Source organism: Pseudomonas sp. MN1F, from assembly GCF_009391885.1.
Taxonomy (GTDB): Bacteria; Pseudomonadota; Gammaproteobacteria; order Pseudomonadales; family Pseudomonadaceae; genus Aquipseudomonas.
In genome coordinates this window covers 44,723-61,818 of sequence record NZ_VZII01000041.1, presented here as the reverse complement: position 1 = coordinate 61,818, position 17,096 = coordinate 44,723, and the positions used below count along the sequence as shown (strand labels likewise).

At 63.0% G+C, this 17,096-nt stretch carries 15 protein-coding genes and 1 pseudogene; 5 read left to right on the top strand and 11 right to left on the bottom strand.

The annotated features are described in order from the left end of the window. The first annotated feature begins 2 nt into the window (after positions 1–2). The 3 genes and pseudogenes from treS to F6X59_RS20340 all read left to right on the top strand — a co-directional run bounded on the left by treS (position 3) and on the right by F6X59_RS20340 (position 3,468). Positions 3–2,069 carry a maltose alpha-D-glucosyltransferase gene (treS, locus tag F6X59_RS20350; protein ID WP_152957816.1) on the top strand — a complete coding sequence of 689 codons (2,067 nt, stop codon included), beginning with the start codon at positions 3–5 and terminating at the stop codon, positions 2,067–2,069. 81 nt (positions 2,070–2,150) lie between these two features. Further along, entirely contained in the window at positions 2,151–2,777 is a 627-nt protein-coding gene (locus tag F6X59_RS20345) for a riboflavin synthase subunit alpha (protein WP_152957815.1), read from the top strand. 9 nt (positions 2,778–2,786) lie between these two features. Then, positions 2,787–3,468 (top strand): annotated as a pseudogene (locus F6X59_RS20340) (YoaK family protein). Between the two features lie 3 nt (positions 3,469–3,471). On the opposite strand, the gene proP reads toward F6X59_RS20340, so the two are convergent. The 6 genes from proP to F6X59_RS20315 form a co-directional block, all read right to left on the bottom strand. Beyond that, positions 3,472–4,974: a glycine betaine/L-proline transporter ProP gene (gene proP, locus F6X59_RS20335; protein ID WP_152957814.1), complete on the bottom strand. Its 1,503-nt coding sequence runs from the start codon at positions 4,972–4,974 to the stop codon at positions 3,472–3,474. 182 nt (positions 4,975–5,156) lie between these two features. Beyond that, positions 5,157–6,131, bottom strand: coding sequence for a porphobilinogen synthase (hemB, locus tag F6X59_RS20330; RefSeq protein ID WP_060507473.1), 975 nt, complete (start codon positions 6,129–6,131; stop codon positions 5,157–5,159). 153 nt (positions 6,132–6,284) lie between these two features. After that, positions 6,285–6,416 (bottom strand): hypothetical protein, encoded by a 132-nt coding sequence (locus F6X59_RS28740; RefSeq protein WP_256669381.1) that lies wholly within the window; start codon positions 6,414–6,416, stop codon positions 6,285–6,287. Beyond that, positions 6,391–7,149 (bottom strand): hypothetical protein, encoded by a 759-nt coding sequence (locus F6X59_RS20325; protein ID WP_152957813.1) that lies wholly within the window; start codon positions 7,147–7,149, stop codon positions 6,391–6,393. The genes F6X59_RS28740 and F6X59_RS20325 overlap by 26 nt, the downstream gene beginning before the upstream one ends. A 387-nt stretch (positions 7,150–7,536) precedes the next feature. Further along, entirely contained in the window at positions 7,537–8,430 is an 894-nt protein-coding gene (locus F6X59_RS20320) for a PA4780 family RIO1-like protein kinase (protein ID WP_152957812.1), read from the bottom strand. A 169-nt stretch (positions 8,431–8,599) separates the two neighbouring features. Beyond that, positions 8,600–9,505 (bottom strand): LysR family transcriptional regulator, encoded by a 906-nt coding sequence (locus tag F6X59_RS20315; RefSeq protein ID WP_152957811.1) that lies wholly within the window; start codon positions 9,503–9,505, stop codon positions 8,600–8,602. Positions 9,506–9,610: 105 nt separating this feature from the next. On the opposite strand from F6X59_RS20315, the gene F6X59_RS20310 reads away from it, so the two are divergent. Next, positions 9,611–11,347, top strand: a complete 1,737-nt coding sequence (locus F6X59_RS20310) for an amidohydrolase (RefSeq protein ID WP_152957810.1) — start codon at positions 9,611–9,613, stop codon at positions 11,345–11,347. A 95-nt stretch (positions 11,348–11,442) separates the two neighbouring features. Continuing rightward, complete coding sequence (locus tag F6X59_RS20305) at positions 11,443–12,189, top strand: TorF family putative porin (protein ID WP_152957809.1); 747 nt, start codon at positions 11,443–11,445, stop codon at positions 12,187–12,189. A 4-nt stretch (positions 12,190–12,193) separates the two neighbouring features. Here F6X59_RS20305 and F6X59_RS20300 read toward each other — a convergent pair whose 3' ends face one another. From F6X59_RS20300 to F6X59_RS20280, 5 genes are all read right to left on the bottom strand, one after another. After that, positions 12,194–12,625 (bottom strand): multidrug/biocide efflux PACE transporter, encoded by a 432-nt coding sequence (locus tag F6X59_RS20300; RefSeq protein WP_152957808.1) that lies wholly within the window; start codon positions 12,623–12,625, stop codon positions 12,194–12,196. Between the two features lie 181 nt (positions 12,626–12,806). Continuing rightward, complete coding sequence (gene hutH / locus F6X59_RS20295; protein WP_152957807.1) at positions 12,807–14,330, bottom strand: histidine ammonia-lyase; 1,524 nt, start codon at positions 14,328–14,330, stop codon at positions 12,807–12,809. 12 nt (positions 14,331–14,342) lie between these two features. Further along, a complete protein-coding gene (locus F6X59_RS20290) occupies positions 14,343–15,176 on the bottom strand; it encodes a glycine betaine/L-proline ABC transporter ATP-binding protein (protein ID WP_152957806.1) in 834 nt (277 codons plus the stop codon). Continuing rightward, positions 15,173–16,024 (bottom strand): proline/glycine betaine ABC transporter permease, encoded by an 852-nt coding sequence (locus F6X59_RS20285; protein ID WP_152957805.1) that lies wholly within the window; start codon positions 16,022–16,024, stop codon positions 15,173–15,175. The genes F6X59_RS20290 and F6X59_RS20285 overlap by 4 nt, the downstream gene beginning before the upstream one ends. Before the next feature lie 76 nt (positions 16,025–16,100). Further along, positions 16,101–17,069 (bottom strand): ABC transporter substrate-binding protein, encoded by a 969-nt coding sequence (locus F6X59_RS20280; RefSeq protein ID WP_152957804.1) that lies wholly within the window; start codon positions 17,067–17,069, stop codon positions 16,101–16,103. Positions 17,070–17,096 lie beyond the last annotated feature (27 nt).

The following is a 17,096-nucleotide window of genomic DNA, read 5'->3' as shown; positions in this document are numbered from 1 at the left end:
AAATGACCCAGCCCGACCCGTCATACCTCAAATGGCTTGAAGACCGCTCGATGCTCAAGGCCTCGCAGGAGCGGGCCCGCCTGTACTCCGGCCAGTCACGCCTGTGGCAGAACCCCTACGCCGAAGCCCAGCCACGCCGCGCCACCGAGATCGCCTCGGTGTGGCTGACGGTCTACCCCGACGCGATCATCGCCCCCGAAGGCTGCTCGGTACTGGCGGCCCTCGGCCACGAAGCGCTGTGGAGGCGCCTGTCGGAGATCGGCGTACAGGGCATCCACACCGGCCCGATCAAGCAGTCTGGCGGCGTGCGCGGGCGTGACTTCACCCCCAGCATCGACGGCAATTTCGACCGTATCAGCTTCGACATCGACCCGCTCTACGGCAATGAGCAGGAGCTGGTGCAGATGAGCCGCCTGGCCGCCGCGCACAATGCCGTGACCATCGACGACCTGATCCCCTCGCACACCGGCAAGGGCGCGGACTTTCGCCTGGCCGAACTGGCCCACGGTGCCTACCCCGGGCTCTACCACATGGTCGAGATCCGCGAGGAGGACTGGCCGCTGCTGCCCGACGTGCCTGCGGGCCGTGATGCGGTCAACCTGGCGCCAGCGCTGTGCGACGAACTCAAGCTGCGCCACTACATCGTCGGCCAGCTGCAGCGGGTGATCTTCTTCGAGCCTGGGGTGAAGGAAACCGACTGGAGCGCCACCGCGCCGATTACCGGGGTCGACGGCAAGACCCGGCGCTGGGTGTACCTGCACTACTTCAAGGAAGGCCAGCCGTCACTGAACTGGCTCGACCCCAGCTTTGCCGCCCAGCAGATGATCATCGGCGACGCCCTGCACGCGCTGGATTGCCTGGGGGCCCGCGGCCTGCGCCTGGATGCCAACGGTTTTCTCGGCGTGGAAACCCGTGCCAGCGGCAGTGCCTGGTCCGAGAGCCACCCGCTGTCGATCGTCGGCAACCAGCTGATCGGCGGCATGATCCGCAAGGCCGGCGGCTTCAGCTTCCAGGAGCTCAACCTGACCCTCGACGACATCGCGCAGATGTCCAAGGGCGGTGCCGACCTGTCCTACGACTTCATCACCCGCCCCGCCTACCAGCATGCCCTGCTGACCGGCGACACCGAATTCCTGCGCCTGATGCTCAAGGAGATGCACGCCTTCGGCATCGACCCGGCGTCGTTGATCCACGCCCTGCAGAACCACGACGAGCTGACCGTCGAACTGGTGCACTTCTGGACCCTGCACGCCCACGACATGTACCTGTACAAGGGCCAGACCCTGCCCGGCAGCATCCTTCGCGAGCACATTCGCGAGGAAATCTACGAACGCCTGTCGGGTGAGCATGCGCCGTACAACCTGCGCTTCGTCACCAACGGCATCGCCTGCACCAGCGCCAGCCTGATCACCGCAGCGCTGGGCATTCGCGACCTCGAACAGATCAGCCCGGAGGACATCGCGCTGATCCAGAAGGTGCACTTGCTGCTGGTGATGTACAACGCCATGCAACCGGGCGTGGTCGCGCTGTCCGGCTGGGACCTGGTCGGCGCCCTGCCGCTGCCGGCCGAGGCGGTGGCCGAGCGCATGGTCGACGGTGATACCCGCTGGATCCACCGGGGCGGCTACGACCTGGCCGGGCTCGCCCCGCAGGCACAAGCCTCGGTGCGCGGCATGCCGCGCGCGCGCTCGCTTTACGGCAGCCTCGACAGCCAGTTGGACAACCCCGAGTCGTTCGCCAGCCAGGTGAAAAAACTGCTGGCCGTGCGCCAGGCCTATGGCATCGCCACCAGCCGCCAGGTGCTGGTGCCCGAAGTCAGCAGCCCGGGCCTGCTGGTGATGGTGCATGAGCTGCCGGCCGGGCGTGGTATCCAGATCAGCGCATTGAACTTCGGCCAGGAGGTGATTGCCGAGGCGCTGCAATTGACCGGCTTCACCCCGGGGCCGGTGGTGGACATGATCAACGAGACGGTCGAAGGCGACCTGAGCGAAGATGGCCGGCTGATGATCAACCTGGACCCTTACGAGGCACTGTGCTTGAGGATTGTGAACAGCAGTGGGCATGTCTGAGGCCAGTACGGCAACTTGCATTTGCAGCGCCATGGGCATAGCTTCCTGATGTTTTCCCTCTCTGTGCCCAGGAGCAACTCCATGTACACCGGCATCGTCCAGGCCGTCCGCCCTCTGCTTGATGTGACCCGCTACCCGGGCCACAACCAGTTCACCATCGACCTCACCCCGGCACTGCTCGACGAACTGAAGATCGGCGCCAGCGTCAGTGTCGAGGGCACCTGCCTGTCGGTGACCGAAATCGACGGCACCCAGGTGAAGTTCGACGCCATGACTGCCACCCTCGAACGCACCAACCTGCGCTGTTTCAAGGCTGGCCAGGGGGTTAACATCGAGCGCTCGGCGAAAATGAACGCCGAGGTCGGTGGCCACCTGATGGCTGGCCACATCGCCACCACCGCCGAGGTCGTCGAGCTGTCGATCAAGGAAACCGGCGCCTTCATCACCTTCCGCATGCCACCGCCATGGGGCAAGTACGTGTTCCCGCGTGGCTTTATCGGGGTCAACGGCTGCAGCCTGACCGTGGCCGATGTCGAGGACAACGTGGTGACCATCAACCTGATCCCGGAAACCCTGCGCCAGACCACCTTCGCTCGCTACCAGGCCGGCGAACTGCTGAACATCGAGGTGGACCACCAGACCATGGTGCTGGTGGACGTGGTGGAGCGCACGATCAAGAGCACCCTCGCCCGCGAAATGCCGCGCTGAAGCCTGCCCATGCTGCCCAACGCCCTCCCCGCGCGCACGGCCAGGCGCTTGCGCCTGCAAGTCCTGCGTGGCCGCGTCGGCCTTGGCCTGGTGGCCGGGTTGTCGGTGCTGGCCGGCATGACCGACGCCATCGGCCTGCTGGCGCTGGGCGATTTCGTCTCGTTCATGAGCGGAAACACCACGCGCCTGGCCGTGGCCATCAGTGAGGCGGACCTGGCCATGGTGCTGCGCTTGAGCGGTGCCGTGCTGGGCTTTGTCGCGGGCAACGCGCTGGGCGTGCTGCTGGCCCGCGGTTTCCGACGCCGGGCCTGGCCAGTGTTGCTGGTGGTCGCGGCCCTGCTTGCCGGCGCCGCGTTGTGGCCGTTTGCCGCAACCTTCCCGGCACTGCTGGCGGCCACCCTGGCGATGGGCATGATCAATGCGGTGGTGGAACAGGTAAACGGCCTGCCCATCGGCCTGACCTACGTCACTGGCGCCCTGTCGCGCTTCGGTCGCGGCCTGGGCCGCTGGCTGCTGGGCGAGCGGCGCAACGGCTGGCGGGTGCAACTGGTGCCCTGGGCCGGCATGCTGCTGGGCGCCGCCCTCGGCGCCTGGCTGCAACAGCGCCTGGGGTTGCGCCCTGGCCTGCCTGCTGGCGTTGGTGTCGCGGTTCATTCCACGTTCGTGGCAGCGCGGCTACATGCCGCGCTGAGCCTCACTCGATGCGCGGGTGCTGCTGTGCCAGCACCTGGCGCTTGGCCTCAAGTTCGGCGATCTGCGCGTCAATGTCTTCGATCTTCTGCTCGATGTTGTCGTGGTGCTCTTGCAACAGTTCGCGTGCTTCTTCGATATCTGACGCTGCAGGCGCGGCGCCACGCAGCGGCTTGTTGGCGGTTTCCTTCATGGTCAGGCCAGTGGCCAGGCCGACCACGGCGATCACCATCAGGTAGTACGCCGGCATGTACAGGTTGCCGCTGGTCTCCACCAGCCAGGCGGCGAGGGTCGGGGTCAGGCCAGCGATCAGCACCGAAATATTGAAGGCGCTGGCCAGGGCGCTGTAGCGGATGTGCGTGGGGAACATTGCCGGCAAGGTCGAGGCCATCACGCCGATGAAGAAGTTCAACAGCACGGCGATGATCAACAGGCCGGAGAAGATCAGCCCGAGCGCGCCGCTGTTGATCAGCATGAACGCCGGGATGGCCAGGGCAAACAGCCCGACACTGCCCACGACGATGAACGGGCGGCGGCCGTACTTGTCGCTCAGCAGGCCGATGATCGGTTGCACGAACAGCATGCCGACCATGATCGCGATGATGATCAGCACGCCGTGGTCTTCGCTGTAGTGCAGGTTGTGTGACAGGTAGCTGGGCATGTAGGTGAGCAGCATGTAGTAGGTGACGTTGGTGGCGATTACCACGCCAATGCAGGTCACCAGGCTGCGCCAGTGCTGGGTAGCGACCTCCTTGAACGACACTTTCGGCCCCGAGGCCAGGCCCTCGCGGTCGCCCTGTTCGAGCTGGTCGACATGCTGCTGGAACGCCGGGGTTTCCTCCAGCGCGTGGCGCAGGTAGAGGCCGATGATGCCCAGCGGCAAGGCCAGGAAGAACGGCAGGCGCCAGCCCCATTCGAGGAACTGCTGTTCGCCGAGGACGGTGGAAATCAGCACCACCACCCCCGCGCCCAGCACGAAGCCGGCAATCGAGCCAAAGTCCAGCCAGCTGCCGAGGAAGCCGCGCTTGCGGTCCGGGGCGTACTCGGCAACGAAGATCGACGCCCCGGTGTACTCCCCGCCCACCGAGAAGCCCTGGGCCATCTTCGCCAGCAACAGCAGGATCGGCGCCCAGATGCCGATCGAGGCGTAGGACGGTATCAGGCCGATGGCAAAGGTGCTGAGCGACATGATCACGATGGTCGCGGCGAGAATCTTCTGCCGCCCGAAGCGGTCGCCCAAGGCGCCGAAGAACAGCCCGCCCAGCGGGCGGATCAGGAACGGCACCGAGAACGTGGCCAGCGCCGCGATCATCTGCACGCTTGGGTCTGCGTTGGGGAAGAACACCTTGCCCAGGGCGAAGGCGACGAAGCCATACACTCCGAAGTCGAACCACTCCATGGCGTTGCCCAGTGCGGCGGCGGTGATCGCCTTGCGCATCTTGGCGTCGTCGACGATGGTGATGTCCTTGAGGCCGATCGGCTGGACGTTTTTCTTGCGAGATTTCATGCCCGTATCCCTGTCGCTGAAGGCTCTAAGGGATCAGATACAACGGGACACTAAATAATTCAGCGCTTACTGATTTTTTCTCGACATTTGAGGGGGGCCTGTCTTGAGTGTTGTGGCGATGCGGAAATCGAGCGCCGCGCGGGCGGCGCTCGATCTCACCGGCGACAAACCTCTAGAGGCGATCAGATCCCTTCACGGGCCAGGTCCATGGCGAAATAGGTCAGGATCAGGTCGGCACCGGCACGTTTGATCGCGCCGATGCTTTCACGCACCACCCGGCCTTCGTCAATGGCACCGGCCAGGCCGCCGAACTTGATCATCGCGTACTCACCACTCACCTGGTACGCCGCCAGCGGCAGGCGCGAGGCGGCGCGGATGTCAGCGATCACGTCGAGGTAGGCACCCGCCGGCTTGACCATCAGTACATCGGCCCCTTCCTGCTCGTCGAGCAGCGACTCACGCACCGCTTCGCGGCGGTTCATCGGGTTCATCTGGTAGCTCTTGCGGTCGCCCTTGAGCGCGGTGCCTCCGGCTTCACGGAACGGCCCATACAGCGACGAGGCGAACTTGGTGGAATAAGCCATGATCGCAGTGTCGTGGAAGCCGGCACCGTCCAGGGCGCTACGGATGGCCTGCACCTGGCCGTCCATCGCCGCCGACGGGGCGATGAAATCGGCACCGGCAGCGGCGGCGATGACCGCCTGCTTGCCCAGGTTGGCCAGGGTGGCGTCGTTGTCCACGCCATGGTCGTGCAGCACGCCGCAGTGGCCGTGGCTGGTGTATTCGCAGAAGCAGGTGTCGGACATCACCACCATTTCCGGCACGGTGTCCTTGCAGATGCGCGACATGCGCGCAACCAGGCCGTTCTCGTTCCAGGTGTCGCTGCCGGTGGCGTCCAGGTTGTGCGACACGCCGAAGGTCATCACCGACTTGATGCCAGCACGGGCATAGCGCTCGATTTCCTGGGCCAGCCGTTTTTCCGGAATGCGGTTGACACCCGGCATGCTGGTGATCGGCACGAAGTCATCGATGCCTTCCTCGACGAAAATCGGCAGGATCAGGTCTTCCAGGCGGAATTCGGTTTCCTGGAAGATCGTGCGCAGGGATTCGTTCTGGCGCAGGCGGCGGGGGCGAACGGAAGGGAAACGGTTGGACATGACAGCTCCAGGGCATTTTTTAACGGCGTATACCTTATGCCTGTCGAGCGCCAGTGAAAAGGCCGAATGACGAGATTATGCCTTGCGTCTGAAATAATAAGCTGTTTCCTGTGGGAGTGGGCAGGCTTCGTACCGCCCGGCGCTTGAGCTGGATCATGCCGCGACGGCAATGGTCGATTCCCAGCGCTGCATGGGCGCCTCGGCAAGCAGGTTGGTACTGGCTGCTTGCGGGGTGGCAGCCTCCTTGATCAACCACACATCACCCAGCTTTCTTGCGACTGACAAGAAACGCTTCGAGCGCACGCCTAACCTCGTGCCATTGCACAAATTTTTCTGGCGACATCGTAACTTGCACCTTCAAAGTCCCGCTTATCAAAAATACCATTTCACAAGCATAGAAATCGGGTTCCCGCGCTTGCCAATTGCAAATGGTGACAGAGGAAACCTCCCCGAGCTCTTCGCTCCAAAAGATTCTTCTGCTTCGCCGTCCCCAAGAATAATCGCTTCCCACATTTCGATAGAGACCTAGCTGACTGTCATATGCAACACTTGGCGCCTCCCCAAATGAGCGCATTTCCAGTAAATGGTCTCGCCATTGCCGCAGGTCGTTTTCAATGGCCACAATCGGAGTAACTGCAACCAACAGACCTCCCCGATCCAAAAGCCGTTCATAAATCCGATGATTTTCTGCCGGTTCCAACTTCGGCCATTTCATCGCAATGAAAATTGACTTAATACTGATATCGCAGTCATTTTTCCTTACATAGTAAGGACCCTTTGAAAACCCTTCTTCGTATTCTGGCCAAAATGGAAAATAGAGCCGGGAGAACTCATACACCTCGCCCGCCATCTTCCCGCAGACAACTGGAGATGGCTCATAAGATTGCGCTGGTTTTGTATACGCATAATAGATCAACCAAACATATAAAATGACCCGCATCGCCAAGAACAAACCAGCACAGACTCTCAGCGTTTGCCAGCCCATAAAATATAACCGAACCGCATAACCCTTCAGCATTCGTCAACCACCGTCAGTATTTGCACAACTGAAAATGGCCAATCTTCAGTTACGCACTCATGATTGAGCTGTTCGACTTCAGACAGATCGGACACCTGCCCACCCCATGCGGGCTTGAACAAGGGCAGATAATAGCGCTTGGCAATAGGATAATAGCCCTACACAGGCCAGACTTATCCTGTAGGAGGTTTCCGAGAATAGGGAATTTATGCGTAGGAATTTATTACCTGCAAAGTAGGAATATATGCAGGGATATTAACTTTGAAGCCGTTATTACTGGCACTCAGTTCAGTGACATGCCAGTGCCTTCAGAGCCCCACCCTACCCAGAGAAAGGTGGAGCCCCAAACAAGGCGATCTGCTCTGCAGAGCCGCTGCGCTCAGGCCGTCATTGCATCCAGGGCGGCGTCGGCTCTTCAGCCTTGGCCGGCCCATGTTCAGCCTCATCCCGCGCCGCACGGCGGCGGGCTTCATCGCGCAGGGTGGCGTCGATCTCGCGCATCACCCCGGCTACGTCGGCCGCCTCGTCGTCCTCCTCGAACTGCCCGCTCAGCGGGCTGTCCGGGCGCAGTTCGCCGGCTTCGTACAACGCCCACATTTCATCGGCGTAGCGGGTGGCCTTGAGCTCCGGGGCGAAGCGCCCGAAGTAATGCGCCATGTTCGCCACGTCCCGCTGCAGCATGCTGAACGCATGGTTGTTGCCCGCCGCATCCACCGCCTGTGGCAGGTCGATGATCACCGGGCCGTCAGGGCCAAGCAGCACGTTGAATTCGGACAGGTCGCCATGCACCAGGCCGGCGCAGAGCATCAGCACGATCTGGCGGATGACGAAGGCATGGTACTCACGGGCCTCTTCGGCCTCGAGGTGCACGTCGTTCAGGCGTGGCGCGGCATCGCCGTCGGCGTCGGTCACCAGTTCCATCAGCAGCACGCCGTCCTGGAAGTCGTACGGCTTGGGCACCCGCACACCGGCATGGGCCAGGCGGAACAGCGCCGCCACTTCGGCGTTCTGCCAGGCGTCTTCGGCCTCTTTGCGGCCGTACTTGCTGCCCTTGGCCATGGCCCGGGCCTGGCGGCTGTTGCGGACCTTGCGGCCCTCCTGGTATTCGGCGGCCTGGCGGAAGCTGCGCTTGTTGGCCTCTTTGTAGACCTTGGCGCAGCGTACCTGGGCACCGCAGCGCACCACGTAGACGGCCGCTTCCTTGCCGCTCATCAATGGCCGCAGTACTTCGTCGACCAGGCCGTCTTCGATCAGTGGTTCGATTCGTTTTGGTGTCTTCATCAGGCTGCGTTCGGGGTCCTGGCTCGGGGGATGGACATCCTCTCACAGGCTGGGGTGGGGACGTGAGTGTTTGTCGTCACCCTTGTTGCGGCTGTGACATCGAGCGCCGGCCGCGCGGCGCTCGATCTCAAAAACTCCGCACAACCCAAGCCCTACGCAAGCCTGCACCTCACAACCGCTGCAAATAGCCCTGCAGGTAGTCGATGAATGCCAGCACCTTGCCGCTGGCGCGCCGGTGGCTGGGGTAGACCGCCAGGATGTCTTCACCGAATGCATCCGGTTCGATCACGCAGTGCTCCAACACCCGCACCAATCGCCCCTCCTGCAGGTAACGGCGCACGCTCCACTCCGGGGTATGCAGGATGCCGTGCCCTGCCAGCGCGTTGCGCAGCAGCAAGTCGTAGTTGTCGCTTTCCAGCCGCGCCTTCTGCGGATACGGCAGGCGCATGCGCACGCCGTCGCACTGCATCCACCAGAACTTGGCATCCAGCGCCGGGTGAATGTACTTGAGCCATTGGTGCTGGCCAATGCTGTGCGCCGTCACCGGCAGCGGGTTGCGTTCGAGGTAGCCGGGGCTGGCACAGAGAAAGATGCGGTTCTTGCCGATGACCCGGGCAATCAGGCCCGGCAGGTCGCTGTGCCCTTCGCGCAACGCCAGGTCATAACCGGCTTCGATCAGGTCGACAAAGGCGTCGGACAACTCCACCCGCAGCTGGATCTGCGGGTAGTCGCGCATGAAGCCGGCACAGGCGTCGGCCAGGAACGCCCGGCCAAAAGCAAGTGGTGCGGTCAGGCGCAAGGTGCCGGACACCCCCTGCAGCTGGCTGATCTCTTCACCGGCCTCGTGCAGGCTTTTCAACACCTGGCGGGCGGTTTCCAGGTACAGCCGGCCCGCTTCGGTCAGCACGATACGCCGCGTGCTGCGCTCGAACAGCTGGCTGCCCAGCTCGCGCTCCAGGTGCGTGACCGCCTTGGTCAGGGCCGAAGGCGTCTTGCCCAGTGCCTCGGCCGCACGGCTGAAGCTGCCGTGCTCGGCCGTCGCGACGAACATCGAAATCGCACCCAAGGTGTCCATGCGGTTTTTCCTGAATGGCAAAAGGCTTTTTAGCGTTCTGGCGATTCTATGCTAAGCCTGCGCTGGGTAGGCTCGCCTCACACCAATAAATACAAGAGGCTACACATGTCGAGATGTCTACCTGGTTTGCTGGCGTTGGCCGTGGCTTTTGCCTCGGGGCACGTATTGGCCGCTGCCGACCTGGTGCTGGTGAACGGCAAGATCTTCACCGCCGACCGCAGCAACCCGCAGGCGCAGGCCATCGCTATCGAAGGCGGCAAGATCGTCGCCGTGGGCTCTGACGCCCAGGCGCGGGCCCTCGCTGACCCAAAGACCCAGGTGATCGACCTGCAAGGCAAGCGTGTCACGCCAGGCTTGATCGATACCCACTCCCACGCCATCTTCGGCGGCCTGCAACTGAGTGGCGCCGACATGGGCGGCGAAGCGATAGCGCTGGATGAGTTCGAAACCCGCCTGCGCGCCTGGCGCGACGACGGGCGCGCGCGCCATGGTGATGTGCTGCAAGTCCTCGGCGTCAGCTCGAATTACTGGGCCCAGGCCAAGGCGCTGAATGAGCGCTTCAGCCAAGGCGAGTGGGCCACCACGCCCATCGTGTTCATCGGCGAGGACTACCACACTGCCTGGGCCAACCAGGCCATGCTCAAACGCGCCGGTATTGACAAGGCGCTGCTGGCCACCCTGAGCAAGCAGGAACAAGACACCATCGGTAGCTTCGACGATGGCCAGCCCAGTGGCTTCCTGGTCGACGCCGGCTGGGACCGGGTCGCCAGCGTACTGCCAAAGGCCGATGCCGCCACCCTGCTCAAGGGTGCCCAGGCCGCGGTGCAGTTCAACAACAGCCTGGGCATCACGGCCTGGATGGACCCGGCCGCCAACAGCATGCCCGGCGAGGCGATCTTCGCCATCAAGCCCACCGACCAGACCGTGGGCGTGCTGCCCGCCTACAAGGCCCTCGCCGAGCAAGGCGGCCTGAACGCGCATGTCGCCGCACTGCTGGTGGTCAACCCGAAAAGCACCCCCGCCGACCTGCAGACCATCGACAACGTGCGCAAGCAGTTCGCCGGCGTACCGAACCTGACCCTGCCGGGCATCAAGGTGTTCGCCGACGGCGTGCTCGAATACCCTGCGCAATCGGCCGCCTTGCTCAAGCCCTACCACAACACCCATAAACCGGGCGAACTGCTGATCGACCCGCAACATTTCGGCGAGCTGGTCAGCGCCGCCGACCAGCGCGGCTGGCTGGTGCACATCCACGCCATCGGCGACCGTGCGGTGCGCGAGGCACTCAACGGCGTCGAGCAGGCGCGCAAGGCCGGCAACAGCGGCATCCACCATTCGATTACCCACCTGCAACTGGTCAACCCGCAGGACTTCGCCCGTTTCAAGGCGCTCGACGTGATTGCATCCATGCAACTGCTGTGGGCCGCCGGCGACGACTACACCGTCGACATGGTCAAGCCCTACGTCGACGCAACGGCGTTCCGTTACCAATATCCGGCCCATTCGCTGCAGAAAAATGGCGCAACCATCGCCGGCGCCAGCGACTGGCCGGTGTCGTCACCCAGCCCCTGGCAGGCCATCGCCCAGGCGTCAACGCGCAAAGGCAAGCAAGGCGTGCTCAATGCCGATGAACGCCTCGACCGCCAGACCATGCTGTATGCCTACACCGCCAACGCCGCCAAGGCCCTGGGCCTGGAGCAGCAGATCGGCACGCTGAGCGCGGGCAAGCAGGCCGACTTCGTCATCCTCGACCGTGACGTGCTCGCGGTGAACGACCAGCAACTGGGTGAGACCCAGGTGCTGGCCACCTACTTTGGCGGCCGCCAGGTCTACGCCAGGTAAACCGCTGCGCCTCTTGTTACCTGCACGGCATGCCAGCCCAGGCATGCCGCCTTTTCTATCTGCCACAACAACCACAACACAAGATAGGGATGACCATGAAGCACGCTACCCTGGCCGCCGTGTGCGCACTCGGCTGCGCCGCGCTCGCCCCCGCCGCCATCGCCTTGCCGATCAACGATGACTTCGCGGTCGACATCGACCTGGCCGCCGTCAGTGACTACCGCAGCCGCGGCATCTCGCAAACCCAGGGCGCCCCGGCCGCGCAGGCTGACGTCATGCTCAGCCATGCCAGCGGCCTGTATATGGGCGCCTGGACCTCGAATGTCGATTTCGGCTTTGGCAGCAAGACCCGCCAGGAGGTGGACTACTACGGTGGCTGGGCCTGGCAGATTGCTGAGCAGGTCAACCTGGACCTGGGCTATCTCAGGTACACCTACCCCAAGGAGAGCCGATACAACCTGTCCGAACTCTACGCCATCCTCGATGTGCAGGGTTTCAAGCTCGCGGCGTACTATGCCAACGATGCCACCACCCAGTACGGCAAGGATCAGGACAGCCTCTACACCTTCGTGGGCTACCACACGGTGCTGCCGCTGGAGGTCGGCCTGGAGCTGCGCTACGGCCGCGTCGACTTCAAGGACCCGAGTTACTGGTCACAGAGCGGCCAGTCGCGCGATGCCTACAGTGAATGGGAAGCCAGGTTCACCCGCGAATTGCTCGGGCTCACCTGGCGCCTCAGCTACATGGACACCAACCTGTCGCAGGCCGAATGCGCCAGCAGCTATGGCTTCGACGATGTCTGCAGCGCCACAGTGGTCGCCGCTGTCAGCAAGCACTTCTGAGGCCTCAGGCCATGGCCCGGCGCTGCAGGATGAAGTGCCGGGCCCGGTCGAACGCCCAGTTGTACACCACGGTGTAGGGCAGGATGATCACGAAGAAGCCCAGCTCGACCATGAACGCCTGCAGCAGCGAGATCTCCAGCATCCAGGCCGCCACCGGCAGGCACCAGACCACCAGCCCCGCCTCGAAGCCCAGGCCATGTGTGAAGCGCGTCAGCGCTTTCCACTGGATGCGCGGGGTGGCGACGAAACGGTCGACCAGCGCGTTGTAGAGCATGTTCCAGATCATCGCGATCACCGACAGGGTGACCGCCAGGGTACCGGCCGTGGCCAGCGACTTGCCCATGATCCACGAGAGCAAGGGGGCGCACAGCAGCACAGCGAAGATTTCATAGCCGACGGCATGGACCATGCGTTCGGTGAAAGAGGCTTTTTTCATGGCAGATTCCATCATGTGATTGCGTCGTGGGTCACATTTTCTTTGATGGAACTGATACTTGCGACATAGAAGCTATCGGTTTTATCAATGCTACAAGGCGTACGCCGAGAGGTTTGTGGCGCCTGTGAGATCGAGCGCCGCGCGGGCGGCGCTCGATCTCACAGGCGCAGCCGATGTCACGTCATAACAACCCAGGAAACGCAGCACCCAGCAGCCCAGGATCCTTCAAGAGCGCTGCGCTGCTGACAATATCCGGGGCCAGCCAACGGTCCTGGGCATAGGCCGGGACCCGTTCGCGCAACAACCGCCAGGCAACGTCGGTCCCTGCGCCAAAGCGCTGCTCCTTGAGGAACTCGAACGCCTGGGCCGCCAACAGGTATTCGATGGCGAGGATCTGCGTGCAGTTCTCCAGGGCGCGGTGCAGCTTCAACCCGGCATTGGTGCCCATGCTCAGGTGATCCTCCTGCAACCCGGAGGTGACGTAGTTGTCGATGACTGCCGGTTGCGCCAGCTGACGGTTCTCCGCACACAGTGAAGCGGCCACATACTGGACAATCATCATCCCCGAATTCACCCCCGGCTGGCTGACCAGAAAGGCCGGCAAGCCGCTGACCAACGGGTTGATCAGGCGGTCGAGACGGCGCTCGGCAATCGCCCCGATCTCGGCCACCGCGATGGCCAGCAAGTCGGCCGCCATGGCCACCGACTGGCCGTGCGGATTCGCCTGGGAAACCACCCGATACGCCTCGGGGGTACCCAGCAACATCGGGTTGTCAGTGGTGGAGTTGAGTTCGGTTTCGATCTGCCGCGCAGCGTGTGCCAGCTGATCGCGGGCGGCGCCATGAACCTGCGGAATCGAACGAATGCTCAAGGCGTCCTGGGTGCGAATGCCATGGCTGCTGGCAATGACTTCGCTGCCGTCGAGCAAGCGGCGCAGGTTACTGCCCACTCGCTGCATGCCGGGGTGCGGCTTCAGCGCGATGATTTCCGCGTCGAAGGCATCGAGCTGGCCGCGCAGGGCTTCGAAACTCATGGCACCGATCACGTCCGCCCATTGGCTCAAGCGCGTGGCATCGTCCAGGGAAAGGCAACTCAGGCCGGTCATGCACGGGGTACCGTTGACCAGGCACAGGCCATCCTTGGCGCCGAGCTTGACCGGCGCCAGGCCGACCTCGGCCAAGGCTTGCTGCGCCGGCACGATCTGGCCGCGATAACTGACCTGGCCCACGCCCAGCAAGCTGATGCTGATGTGTGCCATGTGGGTCAGGTACCCCACCGACCCCTGTTTCGGCACCTGCGGGGTGATGTGCTGGTTGAGCAGGCTCAGCAGCGCCTCGACTACCTTGCGCTGCAAGCCGGAACGGCCCTGGCTGAAATTGATGACCGCCGCGCACATGATCGCCCGGGTCTGCTCGTCCGACAGCGCGGCACCCACGCCACAGGCATGGCTGAGCAAGGTGTTGCGCGACAGCTGGCTGAGTTGCTCGTCCTGCAGCGAGACATTGCACAAGGCGCCAAGCCCGGTGTTGACGCCATAGGCGCGCTCACCGCTGGCAACGATGCGCTGGACAATCGCCTGGGCGTTGTCGATCCGCGCCCAGGCCGATGGGGCCAGCTCAAGCTTGGCCCCATGCCGCGCCACGGCGACCACGTCCTGCCAGCGAACGGGCGCATCGGCGATGATGATTTTTTCGGCAAACGACATACACGCGGTTCCTTAAAGCGAAGCTACGCGGCGCTGCACGAAACGATCAACGTAGTCGTCTGCAGGCTGGTAGAGGATTTCCTTTGGCGTGCCGACCTGGATCAGGCGACCGTCCTTGAGGATGGCAATCCGGTTGCCAATACGCACCGCTTCATCGAGGTCGTGGGTGATGAACACGATGGTCTTGTGCAGGGTCTTTTGCAGCTCCAGCAGCTGGTCCTGCATTTCGGCGCGAATCAGCGGGTCGAGCGCGCTGAAGGCTTCGTCCATCAGGATGATGTCGGTGTCGGCGGCCAGGGCACGGGCCAGGCCGACGCGCTGGCGCATGCCGCCCGACAACTGGTGCGGGTACGATTTTTCGTAACCCTTGAGGCCCACGGTGTTGATCCAGTGCAGGGCCCGCTCGCTGCACGTGGCCTTGCTCTCGCCACGGACTTTCAGGCCATAGGCGACGTTGTCCAGCACGGTGCGGTGCGGCAACAGGCCGAAGCTCTGGAACACCATGCTGATCTTGTGCCGGCGGAATTCGCGCAGGGCCTGCATGTCGTAATGCAGGATGTCCTCGCCATCGACCAGGATCTCACCGCTGGTGGGGTCGATCAGGCGGTTGAAGTGGCGCACCAGGGTCGACTTGCCCGAGCCCGACAGCCCCATGATCACGAAGATCTCACCGCTGCCGATGGACAACGAAAGGTCGTTGACCCCGACCACGCAGCCGGTCTCGGCGAGCACCTGATCCTTGGCTTTTTGCTGGCGGATCAGCTTCAGGGCCTCTTCGGCGCGCGCACCGAAAATCTTGAAGACGTTCTTGACTTCGATCTTGTTCATCATCTGCTTGGCGCTCATTTGCCCACCCCATGCCGCGGCCGGCCATAGGCCTGGGTAATGCGGTCGATCACGACCGCCAGAATCACAATGGCCAGGCCTGCTTCGAGGCCGCGGCCCACGTTCAGGGTCTGGATGCCGACCAGGACGTCTTCACCCAGGCCACGGGCACCGATCATCGAGGCGATGACCACCATCGACAGGGCCATCATGGTGGTCTGGTTGATACCGGCCATGATGCTCGGCAACGCCAGTGGCAGCTGCACGCCGAACAACTGTTGCAGGCGATTGGCGCCAAAGGCATTGATCGCCTCCATGACCTCGCCATCCACCTGGCGAATGCCCAGGTCGGTCAGGCGAATCAGGGGTGGGGCGGCATAGATGACGGTGGCAAAGATCGCCGGCACCTTGCCCAGGCCGAACAGCATCAGCACCGGAATCAGGTACACGAAGCTGGGCATGGTCTGCATGATGTCGAGCAGCGGCATCAACACCGCCCGCAGGCGGTCATTGCGCGCCGACAGGATACCCAGTGGTATGCCAACCAGGACCGAGATCAGCGTGGCCACCAGCATCAACGCCAGGGTCTGCATCAGCTTGTCCCAGAGGCCTACTGCACCGACCAGGAACAGCAAACCGACGATCACCGCAGTGGTCACGACCTTGCGGGTAGCGTGCCAGGTAATACCGGCGACGATGGCCAGCACCAGCCACCAGGGGGTTGCGCGCAGCAGGCCTTCGAGGTTGACGATGGCCCACAACAGGGTGTCGGAGACGTGCCGGAACACATCACCGTAGTTGCTTACCAGCGCATCGACCCAGCCATTGACCCAGTCGGCAATGGAAAACGTGAAGTTCTTGGGAAACATGGAATTGTCTCGAGCAAGTGCATGGAGCGGACCGTCGTGGGTCTATCCGGCAAAACCGCCGGATAAACCCACAAGTTCAGAGTGCCGCGTCTACCTTTTTGGCTGCGTCTTCGCTGACCCAGCTGTGCCAGACTTCGGGGTGCTCCTTGAGGAACAACCTGGCCAGCTCCGGCGACTCGATACGCTCTTTGCTCATGCGCGCGAGGTTCTGGTTCAGCAAGTCGATCGGCAGATTGACCTTTTCCAGCACCGCCACCAGTTCCGGCGCCTGCTCGTGGAAGGCCTTCGACACACCCACCTTGATGGTCACGGATTTATCCACGCCGGGCTGCTCGTCCAGCTTGACCAGGTCGGCCTGGCCCATCAGCGGCGTCGGCGACCAGTAGTAGAAGAGGATCGGCTCGCCACGCTTGTAGCTCGACAGCACGGCGGCATCCAACGCCGGGCCGGTGCCCGGGCGGAAGTTGGTATAGCTGTTTTCCAGGCCGTACTGCTTGAGCATCTGGCTGTTGTCCAGCTCGCAGGTCCAGCCGGCCGGGCAATTGTAGAAGCGCCCTTTGTCCGGTTCTTCCGGGTCCTTGAAGACCTGGGCGTATTGCCCCAGATCGGCGATGCGCTTGAGGTTCGGTGCCTTGGCTTCGAGTTTGCGCTTGGCATCGCCTTCGATCACATAACGCGGCACATACCAGCCTTCGACCGCACCCACGACCGGCGCGCCGACGCCGACGACCTTGCCGGCAGCCGCAGCCTTGTTCCAGACCTCGCTGCGCCCCACCCACTCTTCGGCAAACACCTGGATATCGTTGCTGCTCAGGGCGTTTTCCATGGAGATGGAGTTACCCGGCAGGCTATCGGTATCGCAGCCGTAACCGTTTTTCAGCACGAACTGCATCACGTCGGTGAGCAGCATCCCGCTTTCCCAGTTCAAACCGGCGAATTTCACCGGCTTGCCAGATTCGCACCAGCTGGCCGCCTGGCTGGCGCCAGCCGACGCCAGCAGCCCGAAAGAAAGTGTCGTGGTCAGCAGAGCCTTTGTAATTGTCATTGTGACGCTCCCAAACAAGAACAATGA